At 67.8% G+C, this 18,619-nt stretch carries 25 protein-coding genes; 17 read left to right on the forward strand and 8 right to left on the reverse strand.

The window, feature by feature from the left end; translation table 11 throughout:
* Window positions 1-289: 289 nt before the first annotated feature.
* Entirely contained in the window at window positions 290-1,159 is an 870-nt protein-coding gene (locus EVS83_RS14535) for a hypothetical protein (RefSeq protein WP_133501748.1), read from the reverse strand.
* Here EVS83_RS14535 and EVS83_RS14540 point away from each other — a divergent pair.
* Together EVS83_RS14540 and EVS83_RS14545 are read left to right on the forward strand one after the other, a co-directional pair.
* Complete coding sequence (locus tag EVS83_RS14540; protein WP_133501750.1) at window positions 1,158-1,511, forward strand: FKBP-type peptidyl-prolyl cis-trans isomerase; 354 nt, start codon at window positions 1,158-1,160, stop codon at window positions 1,509-1,511. The genes EVS83_RS14535 and EVS83_RS14540 overlap by 2 nt on opposite strands.
* Before the next feature lie 92 nt (window positions 1,512-1,603).
* On the forward strand, window positions 1,604-2,329 hold the full coding sequence (locus EVS83_RS14545) for a hypothetical protein (RefSeq protein ID WP_133501752.1): 726 nt from the start codon (window positions 1,604-1,606) through the stop codon (window positions 2,327-2,329).
* Between the two features lie 598 nt (window positions 2,330-2,927).
* Here the strand turns inward: EVS83_RS14545 and EVS83_RS14550 are convergent.
* Window positions 2,928-3,380, reverse strand: a complete 453-nt coding sequence (locus tag EVS83_RS14550) for a hypothetical protein (protein WP_133501754.1) — start codon at window positions 3,378-3,380, stop codon at window positions 2,928-2,930.
* 76 nt (window positions 3,381-3,456) lie between these two features.
* Complete coding sequence (locus tag EVS83_RS14555; RefSeq protein ID WP_133501756.1) at window positions 3,457-3,729, reverse strand: hypothetical protein; 273 nt, start codon at window positions 3,727-3,729, stop codon at window positions 3,457-3,459.
* Window positions 3,730-3,928: 199 nt separating this feature from the next.
* On the opposite strand from EVS83_RS14555, the gene EVS83_RS14560 reads away from it, so the two are divergent.
* From EVS83_RS14560 to EVS83_RS14570, 3 genes are read left to right on the forward strand one after another with little or no spacing between them, the layout of a single operon-like run.
* The gene (locus tag EVS83_RS14560) at window positions 3,929-4,270 is read left to right on the forward strand and encodes a YciI family protein (protein ID WP_133501758.1); all 342 of its coding nucleotides are present in this window, start codon (window positions 3,929-3,931) and stop codon (window positions 4,268-4,270) included.
* 42 nt (window positions 4,271-4,312) lie between these two features.
* Window positions 4,313-4,831, forward strand: a complete 519-nt coding sequence (locus EVS83_RS14565) for a hypothetical protein (protein WP_133501760.1) — start codon at window positions 4,313-4,315, stop codon at window positions 4,829-4,831.
* 24 nt (window positions 4,832-4,855) lie between these two features.
* A complete protein-coding gene (locus EVS83_RS14570; RefSeq protein WP_133501762.1) occupies window positions 4,856-5,044 on the forward strand; it encodes a CPXCG motif-containing cysteine-rich protein in 189 nt (62 codons plus the stop codon).
* 154 nt (window positions 5,045-5,198) lie between these two features.
* Here EVS83_RS14570 and EVS83_RS14575 read toward each other — a convergent pair whose 3' ends face one another.
* On the reverse strand, window positions 5,199-6,041 hold the full coding sequence (locus EVS83_RS14575; protein WP_133501764.1) for an N-acyl homoserine lactonase family protein: 843 nt from the start codon (window positions 6,039-6,041) through the stop codon (window positions 5,199-5,201).
* A 232-nt stretch (window positions 6,042-6,273) separates the two neighbouring features.
* Between EVS83_RS14575 and EVS83_RS14580 the strand changes: the two genes are divergently transcribed.
* From EVS83_RS14580 to EVS83_RS14595, 4 genes are all read left to right on the forward strand, one after another.
* Window positions 6,274-6,768, forward strand: a complete 495-nt coding sequence (locus EVS83_RS14580; RefSeq protein ID WP_133501766.1) for a YybH family protein — start codon at window positions 6,274-6,276, stop codon at window positions 6,766-6,768.
* A 158-nt stretch (window positions 6,769-6,926) separates the two neighbouring features.
* Complete coding sequence (locus EVS83_RS14585) at window positions 6,927-7,400, forward strand: YehS family protein (RefSeq protein ID WP_133501769.1); 474 nt, start codon at window positions 6,927-6,929, stop codon at window positions 7,398-7,400.
* A gap of 15 nt (window positions 7,401-7,415) precedes the next feature.
* A complete protein-coding gene (ppk2, locus tag EVS83_RS14590; protein ID WP_133501771.1) occupies window positions 7,416-8,198 on the forward strand; it encodes a polyphosphate kinase 2 in 783 nt (260 codons plus the stop codon).
* Between the two features lie 100 nt (window positions 8,199-8,298).
* Window positions 8,299-9,087: an SDR family NAD(P)-dependent oxidoreductase gene (locus EVS83_RS14595; RefSeq protein ID WP_133501773.1), complete on the forward strand. Its 789-nt coding sequence runs from the start codon at window positions 8,299-8,301 to the stop codon at window positions 9,085-9,087.
* A gap of 121 nt (window positions 9,088-9,208) precedes the next feature.
* Here EVS83_RS14595 and EVS83_RS14600 read toward each other — a convergent pair whose 3' ends face one another.
* Window positions 9,209-10,108 carry a hypothetical protein gene (locus EVS83_RS14600; protein ID WP_133501775.1) on the reverse strand — a complete coding sequence of 300 codons (900 nt, stop codon included), beginning with the start codon at window positions 10,106-10,108 and terminating at the stop codon, window positions 9,209-9,211.
* Window positions 10,109-10,237: 129 nt separating this feature from the next.
* Window positions 10,238-11,545 carry a dicarboxylate/amino acid:cation symporter gene (locus EVS83_RS14605; RefSeq protein ID WP_208108764.1) on the reverse strand — a complete coding sequence of 436 codons (1,308 nt, stop codon included), beginning with the start codon at window positions 11,543-11,545 and terminating at the stop codon, window positions 10,238-10,240.
* Between the two features lie 225 nt (window positions 11,546-11,770).
* Between EVS83_RS14605 and EVS83_RS14610 the strand changes: the two genes are divergently transcribed.
* Window positions 11,771-12,673, forward strand: a complete 903-nt coding sequence (locus EVS83_RS14610) for a prohibitin family protein (protein WP_133501779.1) — start codon at window positions 11,771-11,773, stop codon at window positions 12,671-12,673.
* 51 nt (window positions 12,674-12,724) lie between these two features.
* On the opposite strand, the gene EVS83_RS14615 is transcribed toward EVS83_RS14610, so the two are convergent.
* On the reverse strand, window positions 12,725-13,087 hold the full coding sequence (locus tag EVS83_RS14615; RefSeq protein ID WP_133501781.1) for a DUF1428 domain-containing protein: 363 nt from the start codon (window positions 13,085-13,087) through the stop codon (window positions 12,725-12,727).
* Window positions 13,088-13,460: 373 nt separating this feature from the next.
* On the opposite strand from EVS83_RS14615, the gene EVS83_RS14620 reads away from it, so the two are divergent.
* The 7 genes from EVS83_RS14620 (at window position 13,461) to EVS83_RS14650 (ending at window position 17,693) form a co-directional block, all read left to right on the forward strand.
* A complete protein-coding gene (locus tag EVS83_RS14620) occupies window positions 13,461-14,045 on the forward strand; it encodes a hypothetical protein (protein WP_133501783.1) in 585 nt (194 codons plus the stop codon).
* Window positions 14,046-14,168: 123 nt separating this feature from the next.
* Window positions 14,169-14,609: a DMT family transporter gene (locus EVS83_RS14625; protein WP_208108762.1), complete on the forward strand. Its 441-nt coding sequence runs from the start codon at window positions 14,169-14,171 to the stop codon at window positions 14,607-14,609.
* Between the two features lie 63 nt (window positions 14,610-14,672).
* Window positions 14,673-14,894 (forward strand): hypothetical protein, encoded by a 222-nt coding sequence (locus EVS83_RS14630; protein WP_133501787.1) that lies wholly within the window; start codon window positions 14,673-14,675, stop codon window positions 14,892-14,894.
* 59 nt (window positions 14,895-14,953) lie between these two features.
* Window positions 14,954-15,496 carry a DUF6630 family protein gene (locus tag EVS83_RS14635; RefSeq protein WP_133501789.1) on the forward strand — a complete coding sequence of 181 codons (543 nt, stop codon included), beginning with the start codon at window positions 14,954-14,956 and terminating at the stop codon, window positions 15,494-15,496.
* Between the two features lie 330 nt (window positions 15,497-15,826).
* Window positions 15,827-16,411, forward strand: a complete 585-nt coding sequence (locus tag EVS83_RS14640; RefSeq protein WP_133501791.1) for a histone H1-like repetitive region-containing protein — start codon at window positions 15,827-15,829, stop codon at window positions 16,409-16,411.
* A 106-nt stretch (window positions 16,412-16,517) separates the two neighbouring features.
* Window positions 16,518-17,036, forward strand: a complete 519-nt coding sequence (locus EVS83_RS14645; protein WP_133501793.1) for a GNAT family N-acetyltransferase — start codon at window positions 16,518-16,520, stop codon at window positions 17,034-17,036.
* A 93-nt stretch (window positions 17,037-17,129) separates the two neighbouring features.
* Window positions 17,130-17,693, forward strand: a complete 564-nt coding sequence (locus EVS83_RS14650) for a hypothetical protein (protein ID WP_133501795.1) — start codon at window positions 17,130-17,132, stop codon at window positions 17,691-17,693.
* Window positions 17,694-17,741: 48 nt separating this feature from the next.
* On the opposite strand, the gene EVS83_RS14655 is transcribed toward EVS83_RS14650, so the two are convergent.
* A partial coding sequence (locus EVS83_RS14655) for an MFS transporter (RefSeq protein ID WP_133501797.1) occupies window positions 17,742-18,619 on the reverse strand: 878 nt, incomplete at its 5' end.

The raw sequence follows: 18,619 nt of genomic DNA on the forward strand, positions 1-18,619 counted from the left end.
CCCGAGGCAGGATGCCGAGTGTGGCGATCGCCAGGAATCAGCACGCGCAGGCTGTAGATTTGTCGAGGAAGGTGCTTTCTTTGGTTATCTTTCTTTGCACCGGCAAAGAAAGTAACTCGGGCGCGCAGCGCACGAAACGCTCTTTCTCCATCGCGCCCGAGCGACCTCGGCGCAGCCTTCCACGTCTCGCGACCATGCGAACACCGAAGCCGGCGGACAGACCCCGCCAGCTACCGCAATCAAATCGAACGCAGCGCCCGCACTCGCGGGCGAGACCTGCAAACAAGCGTCAAACCGCCGGCCGCGCCAACGGATTCGGGTCGAACGCCGGATCGAACGCGACCGTGTTCTCGATGCGCGCGTCGTCGTCGATGCCGTCGTTGGCGTGGAACGCCTCGGGCGGGTAAGGCGACACGCCGGGCGTGTAGGCGGTGATCTCACCGGTGAACACGTCGAACCAGTCGTCGCCCCATGCGATCGCGCGCGCCACCATGTGGGCCGCGCTCTCCGGGCTGTCGAGCGCAAGCAACCCGCCGATGTCGAGCGTCAGGTACGGCAGCCGCAACGCGGCCAGCCCATCGAGCGCATGTCGATGCCATTCGCGTGCGACGGGCGAACCCGCGGCCAGCTGCTCGAACAGCGGCGCCGCCGCTTCTAGCCGCTGACGCGCAGTGGCGACGTCGATGCAGGGCAAGGCGACTTCCGCGACGCCGTCTTCGAGGAGGATGGCGCCCGGCGAGAGATCCTCGCTGCGAAAACATGCGAGCCACGGCAGCGGCAGGCCGTACACGCACTCCGCCACTTCCAGCACGTCGCCGCCTGCGGCGATCGCGTCGCTCAGCACGCGCGGGTCGCTGGACTTCACGGAGGTGTTCAACAGGTAATTCGACAAGCGCATGCTCCGGCCGATCCGCGTAGTGCGGGCGCGGCGATTCAAGCAAAGCGCACAAGCGTTGCAAAGTGCGGTTCGGCATCTGTCCGCGACGTTCGTTTGTCGTTCCAGGCAGGAAGAAGCGAACGGTCGACGCGCGGTGTCGCCGGCCCCGTCAGCAGCACCGGGACAGCCGGTCCGGTTACTGAAGAAGCGAACGGGAAATCCCCGTTCCTGCTGACCGCTACACTTTGGGGCCATTCGATTCGCCGACAGGATGACTGCCATGCCCTACACCACCACCGCATCCGGCCTGCAGTACGAAGACACCGTCGTCGGCACCGGCCCGGAAGCCAAGCCCGGTCGCAACGTCGTCGTGCACTACACGGGCTGGCTGTACGAGAACGGCCAGCAGGGCCAGAAGTTCGACTCGAGCAAAGACCACGGCGAGCCCTTCATCTTTCCGCTAAGCGGCGGCATGGTCATCAAGGGCTGGGACGAAGGCGTGCAGGGCATGCGCGAAGGCGGCGTCCGCACGCTGATCAGTCCGCCCGGCCTGGGCTACGGCGCGCGCGGTGCGGGTGGCGTGATTCCGCCGAATGCGACGCTGAAGTTCGAGGTCGAGTTGCTGGGTGCGTAAGGCCGTGGATTGAGCAGATCGGGCGATTTCACCACCAACCCCAATTCCGCCCAGTGGACGTTTCGAAAGAGCACTCCACCCGAGTCGAAATCATGAAGCGAATCGCCCTGTCCGCTGCAACGCTCACCCTTGCCGTGTTGGCCGGCACTGCGTCGGCCATGACGCTGATGCCGATCAAGCTGAAATGCCCCATCGGCGGCGAGTCCTTCACCGCTACGCTCGCCATGTCGGGAACGCAGTTCGGTCAGAACCTGGATCGTCGCCCGGTGGGCGCGATCGCCGCGCCGTGGCCGATGGCGAAATGTCCGACCAACGGATTCGTGCTGTTCAAGGAGAAGTTCACCGCGGCGGAGATCAAAACGCTCCAGCCGTTCGTTCTATCGCCCGAATACCAGGCGCTGCAGAAGACCGAGTCGAACTATTTCCTCATCTCACGACTAATGGAAAAGCTTGGTGCTTCGAGCAGCGACATCGCAAGCGCACTTCTCCGCGCGACGTGGGAGGTCGAGAAGACGCCCCGTTACCAACGCTACGCATCTGCCGCTCTCGATGCCTTCGAAGCCGCGCTTGCCGGCAACTCGAAGATGAGCAGCGAGGAACGCGCGTCGTACGAGCAGATCGCGGGCGAGCTGGAGCGACGTCTTGGACGCTTCGACGCGGCCCGCACTCGACTAATGGCGCTCGCGGCGATGCCGAGCGTCCAAGGCACGCCGCTCGAACAGGTCGTGCAACAGGAACTCGTTCTGATCGCCCAACGCGACGTCGAGACGCATTTGGCGAAGGTTGACGACGAAAAAAATTCGTCGGGCAAGCACTAGTCCCGGACTTGACGGTCGACCCACTGCAGACCGCTACAAGACCGGAAAGACGGCCGACACGATGTCGGTCGTCGCCTCTCCGCAATCCGGCGCTGCCTGCGAGACGCGCTCGGCGTCCTTAAGCATCCACCGCCCAGCAGCCGACACCCGCCGCGACCACGGCCGCCTCCAAGCAGGCACATGCGGCGACGACCGCATCCCGGCTCCACGCTTTACCTGCCATGCTGCGCGCGTGCCGCAGCTCCCCTGCGGCGGACAGGAGTGCGCCATGAGCAAGGGTATGGACCGGAAGAAGGAAACGAAGAAGAAGCCGGCGAAGACGCCGCAGGAAAAGCGCGCCGCCAAGAACGAGAAGAAGGTCGCGAAGCCGTTCGCTCCGACCTGATCGCGCCGGTCCAAGGCGGCAGGAGACGGGCGACGTGCCGCTTCGATCGCCGCTGAGAAGCAGCGCAACGCGGCACGTGCTCGACCTCGTCTGCGAACGGGCCACGCAAGACCCGAAAGGCGGCCGACGCGATGTCGGCCGTCGCCACGTCGCGATTCGGCGCTGCCTGAGAGCGACGAGGTCGCGCAAAGGTGAGCGCGCTCCGCGCGACGGTTACCCGAGCCCGCCCTTCGAAGGCCGCTCGATCCGACAGACCCCCTTCGACGCATGCGGATTCATCGACCGCGTCGCGACGCGCGACTGTCGCCCGCGCCCCGCACGCACCTCCCGCCAATCGTGCTCGCTCGGATCCAGCGCGAGCGTCGGATCCTTCCTGCGCCCCTGAAGCTCATCCGCGACGTCGTCCGCACGCATCACGATCCACCGATGCGCGAACCGCACTGCGCGCGGCAGGGACGAGAAGCAGCGCCGCATGTGCACGCGGCGATGTCGCCCGGTCAGCACTTCGTACGAGCCGTAGTAGGTCTCACTGACCGACGCCACGCTGATCCACGTCGGTGCGTTGCCATGCAACACATGAATCTGCGCGCCGTAGTCGGTCCAGGCCCAGCGGAAGCCCGGCGGAAGTGCGATGTCGGGAAGGTCGGCTCGAGTCAGCGGCGGCATCGGTCAACACTGCGTCGCCGGCGTCTCATCGGCTGACGGCGCGACGGCCGGTCTGTGCACAACGCCCGACGAACGACTACGCGCCGTCGTTGGCCGCGCGCATCGCGTCTTCCAGCGACTTCGTCAGGATCAGCTTGTAGTTCTCGAGCGTGCCCTGGAAGCCGTCGCGCATCGGATGATCGGCCGGCAGTGCGCCGAGCGTTTCCATCGTCGCCTGCTCGAGCGACTGGATGAGGGCCAGCAACGCCTGCGGCTGCGCGCTGAAGGGAAGCATCACGCCGACGACGGCCTTCACCGCGGCCATCTCGCCGTAAAGCCGGTACAGCGGGTCACCGGACGTGTCGGTCATCGGCGGAATTCCAGACGGGTCGCCAGTGTAGCGATCGCGGGGATTCGCGCGTCGCGGGCGGCGGTACCGTCGAGTAAGGTGCGTTGGGTGGTCACCTTCCGCGCAATGGAAGGGAATGCAACGCGGGCGCGGCGATGCACGGGGCCGCCCGGTCTGCAACGCCGCCCCCCGATAACGAACGAAACGACGGAATGCCGCGATGGCCAAGTACCTCATCTCCTTCCCCGCCGCCGCCATGATCGTCCCCGAGGGCGAATGGGACGCCGTCGTGCGCGACTCCCACGCCGTGATCGACGACGCGAAAGCGGCCGGCGTCTATGTCTTCGCCGGTGGCATCGACGAGAGCGTGCCCGTCGCGCTCGTGTCCGCCGATGGCGCGGCGGTCGACGGCGGCTATCGGGATGCGCGTCCGCTCAATGGCGGGTTTGCGGTGTTCGAGCTTGCGTCGCGCGAGGACGCCATCGCATGGGCCGCGCGACTGGCGAAGGCGTGCCGCTGCGCGCAGGAGCTGCGCGTTTTCGGGTATGACGCGGCGTCGTAGACCGATAGCCAACGCACCGTCGCCACAAGACGAAGACAGCCAATGCCGATCACTCTTCCCTACGTGTTCGACACCCGACGCGGCACACGCCCCGTCGTCCAGCTGGTGCTCGCGCTCCTCGCCGTGATGGTGTTCGCGGGCCTCTACATGTTCGCCATCCGCGGCGACGTGGTGGGTGCGGCGGGCACGCTCGTCATCGACGCCATGCTCGTCGCGTTCGGCGTCGTGCTGTTGCGTTTCCAGCCGGGCGCCGAAGGGCGGATCACGCGCGACGCGGTGGAAGCGCGCGCGGGCCGCGTCTGGGGCGTGCCGATGCCCGGGCCGGCGGGGACGTTCCCAATCGACCGCTTCCGCGCGGTGTGCGTCGAGCGCGTGCTGAACTCCGGCAACCGCACGACGTCGATGCACGAGGCCGAACGCGTGACGCTGGCCGGCAGGCCCGGCACACCCGACGTCCGTGTGGTGTCGCAGCGCATCGCCAACGGCGAGTCGCCGGGCGAAGCGCTCGCGGCGGCGCTCGGTCTTCCCGTCGAAATCACACGCACACCGCGCAAGCTCTGAGCATCGCGCGCGAACGGAGCCGTCATGCTCTCCACCCTCGACACCACCTGCCCCTACTGCGGCGAGCCGATCACGCTGTTCGTCGACGCGAGTGCGGGCGATCAGACGTACATCGAGGACTGCACGGTCTGCTGCCGGCCGATGACGGTGATCGTCCATGTGGATGCAGAGGGCGATGCCGATGTGCGTGTGCAATCCGAGTCGGATATCTGACGAGCTGATGCAGCGCGCGCGAGTCGACGCGGGTGGTGCCGCCATCGTGCGTCGGCCATTCTCGTCGCCGCGACGAACGCGACGGTGCACACCCCGCTGATGAAAAGGGCCGGCGAAAAAGACCGGCCCTTTCCGATGCATCACACCGGAACGCCTACTTCGCGAACTCCGGAAACACCGGCAGCTTTCCGATGTCGCGCGGATCGTGCTGGATGATCACCGTCGCCTTGAGGTTCGCGGCCGTCTTCTTGAAGCGATCCAGCGACGCCAGCGAGTCGGCGCGGTTGCTGTTCCACGTCGGCACGCCGTCGCTCGCGTAGTTCTCGCGGAAGTGGGTGACGTCGCCGGTGAGCAGCACGTTGCCCGTGCGGTCGAGCTTGACCAGCAGGCCGTGGTGGCCGGGCGTGTGGCCGGGCAGGTCGAGCAGCAGCACGGAGCCGTCGCCGAAGACGTCGTAGCGATCACCGGTGACCGGCACGACCTTGCCGCCGCCCACGAGCCACGGGGTGAAGCGCGCGCGGCGTGCGGCGTGCGACTTCGCGTCGACGCCTGCCGGCGGCGCGTCGGCGCTGATGACCGCCCAGTCGCCCTGCCCGATCAGCAGCGTGGCCTTCGGGAACGACGCGGCCTGGCCGGTGTGGTCGTTGTGGTAGTGGCTGATGCCGACGAAGTCGACGGCATCGGGTTTGACGCCGATGCGCGCGAGCTGGTCGACGAGCGAGACCTTCGGCGCGTCCGGCGCGCCGTCCATCGCGTTGCCGGTGTCCCAGACGAGGTAGCGATCGCCGTGGCGGATGACGTAACAGCTGTAGGTCAGCGGCAGCTTGAGCGCTTCGTGCTCGAACGTGTCCGAGAACGAGGCGACGCTGACCGGCTCGGGCTCGCTACCGCAGTCGAGCCGCGCGAGTGCGACGTCGGCGGCCTGCGCAGAGGTGGCGACGCTGCAGAGCGCGAGCGCGGCGAGCCATGCGGGGATACGCGGTGGGGAACGGGACATGCGGGCTCCGGCGAAATGGGTGGGATGGGACGGCACGTGCGTTACGCCACAACGGAATGGTGACGGGTCGATTTGCGACGTCGCAACCGTGGGCCGACGACTGGCGGCGCCCGTGCGTTGTCGCAATGCCGCCCATCGCACCGATCGCGGATGTGGTGCCGGACGTGCCGCCGTCGTGGTGTGATCGGCGACGCATGCAGCGTCTCGCGCGTCCGTCCACCGGAGATCCGCCATGAAGTCCATCCGCGTCGCCCTCGTCTCTGCTCTCGTCCCGATGCTCGCCGCCTGCGCCACGACACCGACCACGGCGGTGTCCGAAGGCGACCGCGGCGCGGAGCCGCCGACCTCCTCGCTGTATCGGGAAATCGCCGGCCGAGACGCAGCCGTAAGCGATGCCTTCAACCGGCACGATGCCGATGCGCTGATGGCGCTATTCGATCGCGACCTCGAGTTCTTCCATGACGCCGACGGCCTGCAACGCTACGACCGTGTGCAGGAGGACTTCCGGCGCCTGCTCGCGCAGGACAACGGCCTGCGTCGCGAACTGGTGCCGGGCAGCCTGCGCGTGTATCCGGTCAAGGACTACGGCGCGATGGAGATCGGCAAGCACCGCTTCTGCCACGTGGAGAACGGGCGCAACGACTGCGGGACCTTCAACTTCCTGCACGTGTGGCGACGCACCGCCGACGGCTGGAAGATCACGCGCGTGATGAGCTACGGGCATTAGCACCGTCCGCAGCCGGCCGATCGCCGTGACGGTCGGCATCGACGGCGACAGCGAGGCGGGCGTACGCCTGCGCTCGGAGTCCACCACCTGACCGGAGCTACACGTCGAACCCGGCCCGACTCGCCTATCCTGCGCAGCGTCCCGTCGCACCGTCCGCCATGATCACCAACGACGTCCTCCGCAGCGTGCGCTACATGCTCGACCTGAGCGATGCCCACGTCGCCGAACTCGTGCAGCTCGCCGATCCGTCGGTCGTGCTCGACCGCGACCAGGTGCAGGCGTTCCTGCGCAAGGACGAGGAGCCCGGCTACGCGCCCCTCGACGACCGCCTGCTCGCGCTGTTCCTCGATGGACTCGTGATCCATTTCCGCGGCCGTCGCGAGGATGCGCCCGTGCGCGCGCCGGAAACGCGCCTGAGCAACAACGAGATCCTGAAGAAGCTGCGCGTCGCGTTCGAGCTCAAGGACATCGATATCGGGCAGGCGTTCGCCGACGCGGGGCATCCGGTGTCGCGGCCCGAGGTGAGCGCACTCTTCCGGCAGCGCACGCATCCGAATTACCGCCCGTGCCGCGACCAGCTGCTGCGCTATTTCCTGCGCGGGTTGACGCTGCGCGTACGCGGCCCCGCCTGATTCCGGAGACGCGCGATGAGCGAGCTGAAGAAAAAGCAGTACCACGAACTGCTGCGTCCGTTGCAGCTCGAGCTCATCCAGATGGCGCGCTGGCTGCAGCACACGGGTGAGCGCGTGCTGGTGCTGTTCGAGGGCCGCGACGGCGCGGGCAAGGGCGGTGCGATCCAGGCGATTTCCGAACATCTGAATCCGCGGCAGTGCCGCACCGTCGCGCTGCCGAAGCCGACCGATCGCGAGGCGGCGCAGTGGTATTTCCAGCGCCACGTCGCGCATCTTCCCGCCGCGGGCGAGATCGTGCTGATGGATCGCAGCTGGTACAACCGCGCCGGCGTCGAACGCGTCATGGGTTACTGCACCGATGCGCAGTACGCGGCATTCCTGCGGCAGGCGCCGATGTTCGAGCGGCTGCTCGTCGACGACGGCATCCGCCTGTTCAAGTACTGGCTCTGCGTCGACCAGAAAAAGCAGGAAGAGCGTTTCGCCGAGCGCCTGGACGACCCGCTCAAGGGCTGGAAGCTGTCGCCGATCGACCTGCAGGCACGCACGCATTACCAGGACTACACCGAAGCGCGCGACGCCATGCTGCGGGTGACGCACACCAACGACGCGCCGTGGACGCTGGTCGACTTCAACGACCAGAAGCGCGGACGCCTGACGCTCATCCGCGACCTGCTCGACCGCCTGCCCGACACCTACATCGACGAGCCCAAGCTGACGCTCCCGCCGCTGGACGACAAGCCGAAGAAGGACACGTTCAGCGTGCTGGCACCGATCCCGTCGTATCCGATTCCGGACTGAGCGGATCGCGCCGAGCTGCATCGGTGGATGCCCGCTGTCGCTACGCGCGTTTAACCCGCGTCTGCTAGAAGCACCGTTCCCGCATCCCGAGATCCCGCGCATGACGCCTCCACCCCGCGCACTCGTTACCGGTGCCTCCGCCGGCATCGGCCGCCTCTACGCCCAGCACCTCGCGCGCACCGGCCACGCGCTGGTGCTCGTTGCGCGTCGTGCCGACCGCCTGGAGGAACTCGCGGCGTCGCTGCGCGAGGCGCACGGCGTCGACGTCGAAGTCCTCCCGGCCGACCTGGCGAGCGATGGCGGCGTGCAGCGCGTGGTCGATCGACTCCGTGCGGATCCCCTGGTCGACCTGCTGGTGAACAACGCCGGTTACGCCGTGCGCGGTCGCGTCGCCGAACTCGATGCGGACGCGACCGACGCGATGCTGCGCGTCAACGTGCTCGCGCTGACGCGGCTGTCGATCGCCGCGATGGGCCGGATGGTCGCCGCCGGGCGCGGCCGCATCATCAACGTCGCATCCGGCACGGTGTTCATGCAGATGCCGGGCAACGCCGGTTACGGCGCATCGAAAAACTACGTGATGGCGTTCACCCGCACCATGCAGGCCGAAGCCGCGGGCACCGGCGTGCAGGTGCAGTTGCTGATTCCCGGCGTCATCGCGACCGACTTCCACGAGATCGCCGGCAACGCGATTGCGAATTTCCCGCCCGAGCGCGTGATGTCGGCCGAAGACCTCGTCGTCGCCTCGCTGCGTGCACTGGAGATGGACGAACAGGTCTGCATCCCGTCGCTGCCGGACACGGCCGACTGGGACGCATATGTCGATGCGGAGAAGGAGCTGGTCGTGAACGTGTCGCGGGATCGGCCGGCGGCGCGTTATCACGCCTGATCGGCGTGACTTACGCGACGCGATGATTGCGTCGCGTAAGTGGAGCCACGGGTGGTGAGTTCCGCGTGCGGCGGCGCCGCGCGCGATGCAACGCCGTCGTCCGCCATGTCGTCAGCGGAACTCAGCGGCGGATCATCACGACGATGCCGGCGAACAGGCCGAGCAGCAGCACCCCCGCGATCACCTTGCCGAGAAGGCGGCCCGGATTGGCGTCGGACTCGCCCGATGCCGTCGCCCTGTTCGCAACGGGGCTCGACGTCAGCGTCGAACCGGACGACGCGGAATCGTTCGCCGCGAGCGTGGAGGCGACCCACGTGCGCAGGTGATCGCGCGTCCATTGCAGGTCGTCGGCGCCACCGTAGGCGTAGAGGAACAGCACCTTTCCCTTGACGTTCACGATGCCCATCGACGCGACGACGGTGAAGCGATCGACCTGTCCGCTGATGCGCCGCAGATAGGCCGTCCGCATTGACACCTGCAGCGAGTGGTCGGACTGCTCGTGCACCGGCATGGGCTCCATGCTTTCGACCGATATCGCAGTGCTGGCGCCGTTCGCCTCCGTCAGCGTCGCGTTGGCATTGCCGAAGCTGCGGTTGACCTCGTCGCGAATGGCGACCGTCTGTTGCTGCAGCTGGCGGTCGATGATCGGCTGCAGCTTGCGGAAGTCCGCAGTCGATACCGTCTGCGTCTCTACGCTGCGCATCGTCTGCGCCTCGAAGTGCCGCGGCATCTGGTGCAGGTTGCCGCGCATGGCATCGGCGAGGTCGCCGTCGGCCAAGAACGACGCGAGCCGTCGGTTCGCCGGCGTCACGAACGATTCGAGCAGCGCGGTGAGCTGCGCATTGCTGTCCGGCGCCGGGCTGTAACCCGGTGCAGGCACCGGTAGCGTGATGGCTTCCTCGCCTATGCGGGCGCCCACCTGTGCACGGGCGGGCGCGCTGGCCACCAGCGCAGCGAACAGGACGAGACACGGAACAAGCACGGCGCGACGCGCGCCGAGCAGCGATCGTTTGATGGTCATGGTCGGGCTCCGGCGCTCCCCTTGCGCCGCTGCGCGTATGGTCGCATGTGGATGCGGCGACCGGCAGTGCGTGCCGACGTGCGGACGTGCGGACGTGCGGACGTGCGGACGTGCGGACGGTGTATCGCGCTAGTCGATGACCTGCGTCGCGGCTGAGCCATTCAGCGCGGCCTGCAACGCATCGCGATCCAGTTCGCCGTCCCAGCGCGCGACGACGACCGTCGCCACCGCGTTGCCGATGAAGTTGGTCAGCGAGCGGCATTCGCTCATGAAGCGGTCGACGCCGAGGATCAGCGCCATGCCGGCGACGGGCACTTCCGGCACCACCGCGAGCGTCGCGGCGAGCGTGATGAAGCCGGCACCGGTCACGCCGGCCGCGCCTTTCGAACTCAGCATGGCGACGAGCAGCAGCGCGATCTGGTGCCAGAGCGTGAGATGCGTGTCGGTGGCCTGCGCGATGAACAGCGCGGCGAGCGTCATATAGATGTTGGTGCCGTCGAGGTTGAACGAATAACCAGTCGGCACCACGAGGCCCACCACCGACTTGCCGCAGCCGGCCTGCTGCATCTTCTCCATCAAGGACGGCAGCGCGGATTCGGACGACGACGTGCCGAGCACGAGAAGCAGCTCGGCCTTGAGGTAACGGATCAGCTTGAGGATGGAGAAGCCGCACAGGCGCGCGACGAGCCCGAGGATCACCAGCACGAACAGCAACGCGGTGATGTAGAACGAGCCGACCAGCCACGCGAGGTTCGCGAGCGCCGCGAGCCCGTACTTGCCGATGGTGAACGCCATCGCGCCGAACGCACCGATCGGTGCCAGCCGCATCAGCATGTGCACGACGCGGAAGACCGGCGCGAGCAGCGCATCGAGCAGATCGATGACCGGCTGCGCGCGATCGCGCGTCAGCGTGAGGGCGACGCCGAACAGCACGGCGACGAACAGCACCTGCAGGATGTTGTCGCCCACCAGCGGACTGACCAGCGTGTCGGGAATGATCTCGAGCAGGAAGCCGGTCAGCGTGAGGTCGTGCGATTTCTCGACGTAGGTCTTCACCGAGGTCTGATCGAGCGTCGCGATGTCGACGTGCATGCCCGCGCCCGGTTGCACGACATGCGCGACCACGAGGCCGACCACGAGCGCCAGCGTCGAGAAGAACAGGAAGTAGGCCATCGCCTTGAGGAAGACGCGGCCGACGCTGCGCAGCTGCGTCATGCCGGCGATCCCGGTCACGATGGTGAGGAAGATCACCGGCCCGATGATCATCTTCACCAGCTTGATGAAGGCGTCGCCCAGCGGTTTCAGCGACGCGCCGATCGCGGGCTCGAAGTGGCCGAGCAGCACGCCGGCGACGATCGCGACCAGCACCTGCGCGGAGAGGTGGCGATAGAACGGGCGTCGCGTCGGGGGCGTGGCGGGAGACGTCGAAGGCTGCAGGTCGATCACGCGCGGGCTCCGGGACGGTCGAGCCTGCGCGCTGCGCGGCACGACGGGATGTCGATGCGTCGAGCATAGAGGACGTCGCGGCGCGAGATATGGATACGTGAACCCGCCGCGCTGGTACGGCGGCGGGCGCGGTGGTCTCATACGCACTGCCGGCCGGGGACGCCGGCGCGCCGTCGGCGTCGCCGCCGCGCCTTCATTGCAATCAGGGGAAATTCGATGCGTTTGAACCCGCTGGGCGCCGGGCCGCAGGGTCGGTCAGGTGCGCGTTTCGTTCGTTGGATCGTCGGCGCGCTCATCGCGCTGGTGGCGCTGTTCGTGTTCCTGCCGTTCGCCGTGGTGCCGAACGGCCATCGCGGCATCCGCCTCACGTTCGGCAGCGCGTCGGACGAAGTGCTCGCCGAAGGCCTGCACTGGCGCACGCCGCTGATGCAGACCGTCTACAAGATGCCGGTGCTGATCGAGCGCTCGGAGACCGAGAGCGAAGCGGCGTCGCGCGACCTGCAGCGCGTGCGCACGCAGGTGGTACTGAACTTCCACGTCGACCCCAAGCAGGTGGTGCGCGTGTATCGCACCATCGGCGAGTTCGACAACATCGAGCCGCGCATCATCGATCCGACGGTGCAGGAAGCGATGAAGGCGGTGACCGCGCTGTTCACCGCCGAGGAGCTGGTGACCAAGCGTCCGGAAGTGTCCGACCGCATCCGCTTCGCGGTGAACAACCGCCTGCAGCGCCACGGCATCGTCGTCGACGAATTCGCGATCACGAACTTCAAGTTCAGCGAGTCGTTCGACCAGGCGATCGAAGCCAAGACGGTCGCCGAGCAGCAGAAGCTCAAGGCCGAGCGCGACCTGGCGCGCATCCAGGTCGAAGCCGAGCAGAAGGTGGCGGAGGCGAAGGGCCTCGCCGAATCGCAGAAGCTCAACGCGGAAGCGCAGGCGGTGGCATTGCAGGCGCAGCGTGCGGCGGTGACGCCGGAGCTGATCGAACTGCGTCGCGTGGAAGCGCAGCTGGAAGCGATCAAGCGCTGGGACGGCCATCTGCCGACGGTGTCAGGCGGCGCGACGCCGCTGCTCAACCTCGATGCGGAAACGCTGCAGCGCGGTCGCGTGGGGCAGTAACCCGCGCATCGGGCCGACCGTGCGAACGGTCGGCCCTTCCAAACCCTGTCGTCAGCGCACCTCGAGCGTGCTCACGAATGGCTTGAACCCACCCCAGAACATGCGCTTGCCGTCGAACGGCATCGGCTGCGCGCCGGGCTGCATGTCGGGATCGGCCATGATCGTCTTCCAGCCTTCGTCGCGCGTGGCCTTGTCGGGCCAGACGACGAAGGAGAACACCACGTTCTCGCCATCCTGCGCCTGCACCGCGCGGAAGAAGTCGGTGGTGTGGCCGTGTTCGAGGCCATCGCCCATCGCTTCGACGGACGCCAGTGCGCCCGCAGCCTTCGCCTTGCGTGCGAACGTCTCGGCCATCGTCGTGTAGTCGCCCAGCTTGTCCTCGCGCAGGGGCAGCACGAATCCGTCGATGTACATGCTCGTTCTCCTCGGGTGGGGCGGGCAGATTGGCGGAGTGCATGGCGAAGGCGTCGACCGTCGGTCGGCGGCTCGCGGCTTCTCACTATCGCGACGTCTTCCGCATGCCGACGCACGTGGACGACGCGGCTCGATCGATCGGCGCGAGGCGACGCGTGGCGTTATTCGTGTCGGGCCGCATCAGCGATGCGATCTGTACGCACACGAATGCGTTAAGTCGTGATGTCGGGCTTGTTCGCGCGACGTCGCGCCTACAGCCGCTTTCTGAACCAACAGCAACTTAACTCGAACCGGCTGTGTCCTTCGCCGGTCCGTGTTGCGCGGTCCACGGCGGACTGCCCCGCATCGCGGGTTTCATGCACGAAGGAATCTCATGAAGAGTGTGCTCCTCCTCGCCACGTCGCTCGTGGCGGTCGTTCCCTGCATTGCTTCCGCGGAAGAGCTGTCGCACAACTATGTCGAAGCCGGTGTATCGCGCCTGCACGACAACCTGCCCTCGTGGGTCGGGACCGACAATAACTACGACGGCGGATATCTCAAAGGCTCCGCGGCGTTCGGCACCAGCGGCTTCTACGGTTTCGGCATGTACCGGCAAGGCACGCGCGACGTCGGTTCGGGCGACGAGGTCGACAACACGACGTCCCAGTTCGGTGTCGGCTACGGCTACCGCATCGCACCGCGCGTCGAACTCATCGGCGAAGGCAGCTACCTGCGCAACGACGAGTGGGCCTACACGTCCGATACCTGGCGGGCCAGCGCCGGCGTGCGCGGCGCGATGGGCGATCACGTGGAGGGCTGGGCGAAGGCGCACTACACGGACGGAAGTTTCGGCGGCAGCCGGTACTCGCTCGAAGTCGGCGGCCAATACAAGCTCACCGACACATGGGGCATCACCGCGGGCGTCGAAGCCGGCGACGACCGCGACGTCTACACCGTCGGCATGCGCGCCAGCTTCTGATCCGTGACCACGACGAAGGCCGGGTACGCAACGCGCCGTGCCCGGCCGACGTTCGACGCGGAATCGGCGAGGATGTCGCATCCGTGCGATTGACGCACCGCGACAGGATCTGCCGTGAATCTGATGACGCTCGTTCCCATGCTGCTCGTCCTTCTTGCCGGGGGCGCGATCGCGCTGCAGGCGCCCACCAACGTGATGCTCGCGCGCGCCGGCGGCTCGCCGTTGCTCGCGGCGCTGATCTCGTTCGCCGTCGGCACACTGGCGTTGTTCGTCGCCTGGCTCGCGAGCGGCAGTCGGCCCGCGGTCGCGTCGTTCGGGCCGTTGCCCTGGTACGCATGGATCGGCGGGCTGTACGGCGCGAGCTACGTGGCGATCGCGGCGTACGCCGCACCGCGCATCGGCCTGGCGGCCCTGATCACCATCGGCGTCGCCGGGCAGATCGTGATGGCGCTGTGGCTCGACCACCACGGCGCGCTCGGCCTGCCGCGCTCGCCCGTCAGCATGGCGCGCATTGCCGGCGCAGCGCTCGTCGTCGCAGGCGTGGTGCTGGTGCGCAAGGGCTGACGCGCAACCCCGCGTTCCGCAAGGCTTCTCAATCCGTGAGATCGCGGCGTCGAGACTGGCGGCATGCCCGCCATCCGATCGACTCGCCCGCCGCAGGACTTCGTGTCCATCACCGCGCCGAACTGGGCGCAGCTGTGCGCACTGCTCGGTGAGAACCCGAAGCAGCTGACGCTTCGCCTCGACGGCAAGTGCGTCGGCTGGCGCGCGCCGCAGATGTGGTACGTCGATCCCGACAGCTACCGCGCGGTGATGCAGCGCTGGCCGGACGGCTACTGGCCGGGCTGAGCGTCGCGCGATGCGGCGTTCCGCGCGATGATGGCGGCCCGTCCGTCGAGCCTCGCGCCATGCATTCCGACTACGACCCCGACGACAACTTCGCGCACGCGTTCGGCGACGAGGCCGACCTCGACGACGAGGCCGCGCTCGAAGCGGTGATCTGGCAGCTGCTGCTGGTGATCAACCCCGGCGACGAGGATGCCGCGCAGGCGCAGTTCGCCGCGTGGCATGAGGCGACCGGCGGCACCGACGACATCGACGTCGCGATGGACGGGCTGCGCGAAGCGATCGACTGGAAGTCCGGCTTCCACGTGGCGGAAGGCGACACGCGCGGGTTGGTCGAGAGTGTGGATGAGCTCGCCGCACGCTTCGACCTGCGCATCGACTGGGGCGTCGAGGATCCGACCGACGACGACTTCCTCGACGACACCGACGTGCCGGCGCTGCTCGACACCGCCTTCCATCGCTTGCGCGAGCACCACTACACGCTGTGGGTGCGCGACGCGGGGCCGGACCTGCATGCGGGTTGGATGGCGCACAGCCGCGATGACGAGAACATGCGCGCGATCGCCGAGGCGCTCGGCCTGCACATCCGGCCGGCCGCGAGCTGACGCGATCGTCGGCGGCCGGGCGGCGCGGCTCCATCGAGCGGATCGATGCGCGCCGCAGCCTGCGCGGGACCATCATCACTGCGGTGATGTTCCGCGACCTCCGCATGCGGAAGGTTCGCGACGCGATGTGGCGGACTGTGCTGCGACCGACGCCGCCGCGCGTCGCGAACCGCAATCCACGCCACTCGAACTGCACCCGCGAGGCGCCGTCGCGCGATGCCTCCGCGTGTCGACCCGCGCGATCAGGCATCGATCTCTTGTCATTACGTCGACAACTCCGTTGCTATTCGAAGCGCGGCGCAACCCCGAGCGCCCATTGAGGAGAACGACATGCCCCGTGGTGACAAGTCGTCGTATTCGAGTAAGCAGAAGCGCCAGGCCGAACACATCGAAGACAGCGAGCGCGATCGCGGCCGGTCCGAAGAGTCCGCCGAGCGCATCGCCTGGGCGACGGTGAACAAGCAGGACGGCGGCGCGAAGAAGTCCGGCGGTCGCAAGTCGACCAAGAAGGCCGCGAAGAAGTCGGGCGGCCGCAAGACCGCAGCGAAGAAGGCGGGTGCGCGCAAGAGCGCAGCCAAGAAGACGGGCGCCCGCAAGACGGCCGCGAAGAAGGGCGGTGCGCGCAAGAGCACGGCCAAGAAGGCGACGCGCAATACCGCCGCGAAGAAGGGTGGCGCGCGCAAGACGGCGGCCAAGAAGGGCGGCGCACGCAAGAGCGCGGCGAAGAAGGGTGCACGCAAGTCGGCCGCGAAGAAGTCGACCGGTCGCACCTCCACCGCACGCAAGGCCGCGGCGAAGAAGGGCGGTCGCGCGTCGGCTGCGAAGAAGAGCGCACGCAAGTCGAGCGGCCGCAAGACCGCCGCGAAGAAGGGCGCCCGCAAGTCGACGGCGAGGAAGTCCAGCTCGCGTCGCTGATCGCGGAACTGCCGGGCCCGCTTCGCGGCGGGCCCGGTGATTTGCACGGCACGACGTCGCGATCGGCGCGCTACGATGCGGCCGGTTTCCCAGTAAGACGTCGCCGATGTCCGACATCACCATCCTTCCGCTGCGCGCGACCGACGGCGAACGCCTGGGTCGCCTGATGGTCGCGGCGTACTCCGCGCTGGATGGTTTTCCGACGCCCGACGAACAGCCGCAGTACTACGCACTGCTGGCGGACGTCGCGCGCTTCACGCGCGTGCGCGGCGCGACGGTGTTCACCGCGCTCGACGACGACGATGCGCTGCTCGGCGGCGTCGTGTATTTCGCCGACATGGCGCACTACGGCGCGTCGGGCGTCGCAGCGGACGAGCACGACGCCGCGGGGTTCCGGTTGCTCGCGGTGGATCCTGCGCTGCAGGGCCGCGGCATCGGCAAGCGACTGACGCAGCACTGCATCGAGCAGGCGCGCCGCGACGGCCGTCGCGAGGTGATCCTGCACACCACCGCCGCGATGAAGCCGGCCTGGGCGATGTACGAGCGCCTCGGCTTCCGCCGCTCGGAGGATCTCGATTTCCTGCAGCAGGGCTTCCCGGTCTACGGCTTCCGGCTCGCGCTGTAGACCGCCGCGGACTTCGTTTTCGCTTCACACAGCGGCCATCGACGGTCCACGATCGCCGCGCAGGCTGGCGTCGACGCTCACCGGAGACCGCCCATGGCCACGCCCGCCCCTGCCCTTCCACCCCGCACGCGCTGGACGCCCGCCGCGTGGATCGTCGCCACCGCCATCCTCGTGTTGCCCGCGATCGCGATGTCGGTCGGTGCCGAGGGCGTGCACTGGACCGCGTCCGATTTCGTCGTTGCGGGCGTGCTGCTCTACGGCACGTGCGCGCTGTACGACGTCGCGAGGCGTATGTCGTCGGATCGCTGGTATCGCGCCGGCGCGGGCGTCGCCGTGACGACCGGCTTGCTGCTGGTGTGGGTGAACCTGGCGGTCGGCATCATCGACAGCGAGAACGACGCCGCCAATCTCGTGTTCGCGGGCGTGCTGCTCGTCGCTGCGATCGGGGCGCTTCTCGTGCGCCTGCGGGCGCGCGGCATGGCGACGGTACTGCTCGTCACGGCGAGCGCGCAGGCATGCGCGGCGGTCTTCGCGGGTTTCGCGGGCCACGACGGCAAGGGTCTGCCCGCGGCCGGCCTGTTCGTGCCGATGTGGCTGGCGTCGGCCTGGCTGTTCCATCGCGCAGCGATTCGTACGCAGCGGGCGAGGTCGATGTAGACCGCGCGGTCGACGACGCCATGCAAGCGCCGTCGACTCGCGACGCGATCAGGTTTCCAACGACGTCTGGATATCCTCGAGGCGCACGCCGCGCGTCTCGATGCCGCTGATCAGCAGCATCACCATCGACACCACCATCGGGATCGCGATCAGGAACGCGGACATCGCGAAGTTCTGGAAGAAGCCGTACACGCCCAGCCCCGCACCGATGATGCCGCCGAGCTTCGAACTCGCCGCGACCGCACCCGATCCGGTGCCGCGCAGGTGCACCGGATAGATCTCGGCCGCGTACGGGATCAGCATCGCGATCACGCCGCTCACGCTCACCAGCAGCGCGACGACCACTGCGATCACCACCGCCTGCGAACGCAGGCCGAGCGAACCGATCGCCCCGAGCGCGAGCAGCGACAGCGCAGTGAGGCCGATGAACAGCACGAGCGCGCGATAGCTGCTCCAGCGGTGATACAGCCATACGACGACGGCGATGCCGGGCAACGCATAGACCGCCGACTTCGCGAGCAGCGCGCTCGTCGCCTTCGCGTCGACACCGAGCGCGGTGAGGTTCACCGGCAGCCACAGCAGCACGCCGAAGTTCACCAGCCCCCACGCGATGCCGCAGACGACGAGGCCCGCGGTGATGCGCGCATGGCGACCGTGCATCAGCATGCGGATGCCCGACGCCGCATGCTGTTCGTCGATCACCGGCGGACCGGGATGCGCGGCGTCCTCGCGCTCCAGGCCGTCGCGTGCGGGGCCGACGAATTTGCGCAGCACGGCACGCGCGACGTGCTCGAGGCCCATGCTCGAAAGGAAACGCGGCGACTCGGGAATGAAGCGGTTGAGCAGGATGATGATCGCGCCGGTCGGCAGGCCGAGCAGCCACAGCACGCGCCAGCTGAACATCGGTTCGAGCGTCGCCGCGGCGC

This window comes from Cognatilysobacter terrigena (genome assembly GCF_004361065.1).
Taxonomy (GTDB): Bacteria; Pseudomonadota; Gammaproteobacteria; order Xanthomonadales; family Xanthomonadaceae; genus Cognatilysobacter; species Cognatilysobacter terrigena.

Bases quoted from the DNA above. Each gene is read 5' to 3' on its own strand.
- EVS83_RS14540 (WP_133501750.1), top strand. From the start codon at position 1,158: ATGCCCTACACCACCACCGCATCCGGCCTGCAGTACGAAGACACCGTC.
- EVS83_RS14535 (WP_133501748.1), bottom strand. From the start codon at position 1,159: ATGGCAGTCATCCTGTCGGCGAATCGAATGGCCCCAAAGTGTAGCGGT.
- EVS83_RS14545 (WP_133501752.1), top strand. From the start codon at position 1,604: ATGAAGCGAATCGCCCTGTCCGCTGCAACGCTCACCCTTGCCGTGTTG.
- EVS83_RS14550 (WP_133501754.1), bottom strand. From the start codon at position 3,380: ATGCCGCCGCTGACTCGAGCCGACCTTCCCGACATCGCACTTCCGCCG.
- EVS83_RS14555 (WP_133501756.1), bottom strand. From the start codon at position 3,729: ATGACCGACACGTCCGGTGACCCGCTGTACCGGCTTTACGGCGAGATG.
- EVS83_RS14560 (WP_133501758.1), top strand. From the start codon at position 3,929: ATGGCCAAGTACCTCATCTCCTTCCCCGCCGCCGCCATGATCGTCCCC.
- EVS83_RS14565 (WP_133501760.1), top strand. From the start codon at position 4,313: ATGCCGATCACTCTTCCCTACGTGTTCGACACCCGACGCGGCACACGC.
- EVS83_RS14570 (WP_133501762.1), top strand. From the start codon at position 4,856: ATGCTCTCCACCCTCGACACCACCTGCCCCTACTGCGGCGAGCCGATC.
- EVS83_RS14575 (WP_133501764.1), bottom strand. From the start codon at position 6,041: ATGTCCCGTTCCCCACCGCGTATCCCCGCATGGCTCGCCGCGCTCGCG.
- EVS83_RS14580 (WP_133501766.1), top strand. From the start codon at position 6,274: ATGAAGTCCATCCGCGTCGCCCTCGTCTCTGCTCTCGTCCCGATGCTC.
- EVS83_RS14585 (WP_133501769.1), top strand. From the start codon at position 6,927: ATGATCACCAACGACGTCCTCCGCAGCGTGCGCTACATGCTCGACCTG.
- ppk2 (WP_133501771.1), top strand. From the start codon at position 7,416: ATGAGCGAGCTGAAGAAAAAGCAGTACCACGAACTGCTGCGTCCGTTG.
- EVS83_RS14595 (WP_133501773.1), top strand. From the start codon at position 8,299: ATGACGCCTCCACCCCGCGCACTCGTTACCGGTGCCTCCGCCGGCATC.
- EVS83_RS14600 (WP_133501775.1), bottom strand. From the start codon at position 10,108: ATGACCATCAAACGATCGCTGCTCGGCGCGCGTCGCGCCGTGCTTGTT.
- EVS83_RS14610 (WP_133501779.1), top strand. From the start codon at position 11,771: ATGCGTTTGAACCCGCTGGGCGCCGGGCCGCAGGGTCGGTCAGGTGCG.
- EVS83_RS14615 (WP_133501781.1), bottom strand. From the start codon at position 13,087: ATGTACATCGACGGATTCGTGCTGCCCCTGCGCGAGGACAAGCTGGGC.
- EVS83_RS14620 (WP_133501783.1), top strand. From the start codon at position 13,461: ATGAAGAGTGTGCTCCTCCTCGCCACGTCGCTCGTGGCGGTCGTTCCC.
- EVS83_RS14625 (WP_208108762.1), top strand. From the start codon at position 14,169: ATGACGCTCGTTCCCATGCTGCTCGTCCTTCTTGCCGGGGGCGCGATC.
- EVS83_RS14630 (WP_133501787.1), top strand. From the start codon at position 14,673: ATGCCCGCCATCCGATCGACTCGCCCGCCGCAGGACTTCGTGTCCATC.
- EVS83_RS14635 (WP_133501789.1), top strand. From the start codon at position 14,954: ATGCATTCCGACTACGACCCCGACGACAACTTCGCGCACGCGTTCGGC.
- EVS83_RS14640 (WP_133501791.1), top strand. From the start codon at position 15,827: ATGCCCCGTGGTGACAAGTCGTCGTATTCGAGTAAGCAGAAGCGCCAG.
- EVS83_RS14645 (WP_133501793.1), top strand. From the start codon at position 16,518: ATGTCCGACATCACCATCCTTCCGCTGCGCGCGACCGACGGCGAACGC.
- EVS83_RS14650 (WP_133501795.1), top strand. From the start codon at position 17,130: ATGGCCACGCCCGCCCCTGCCCTTCCACCCCGCACGCGCTGGACGCCC.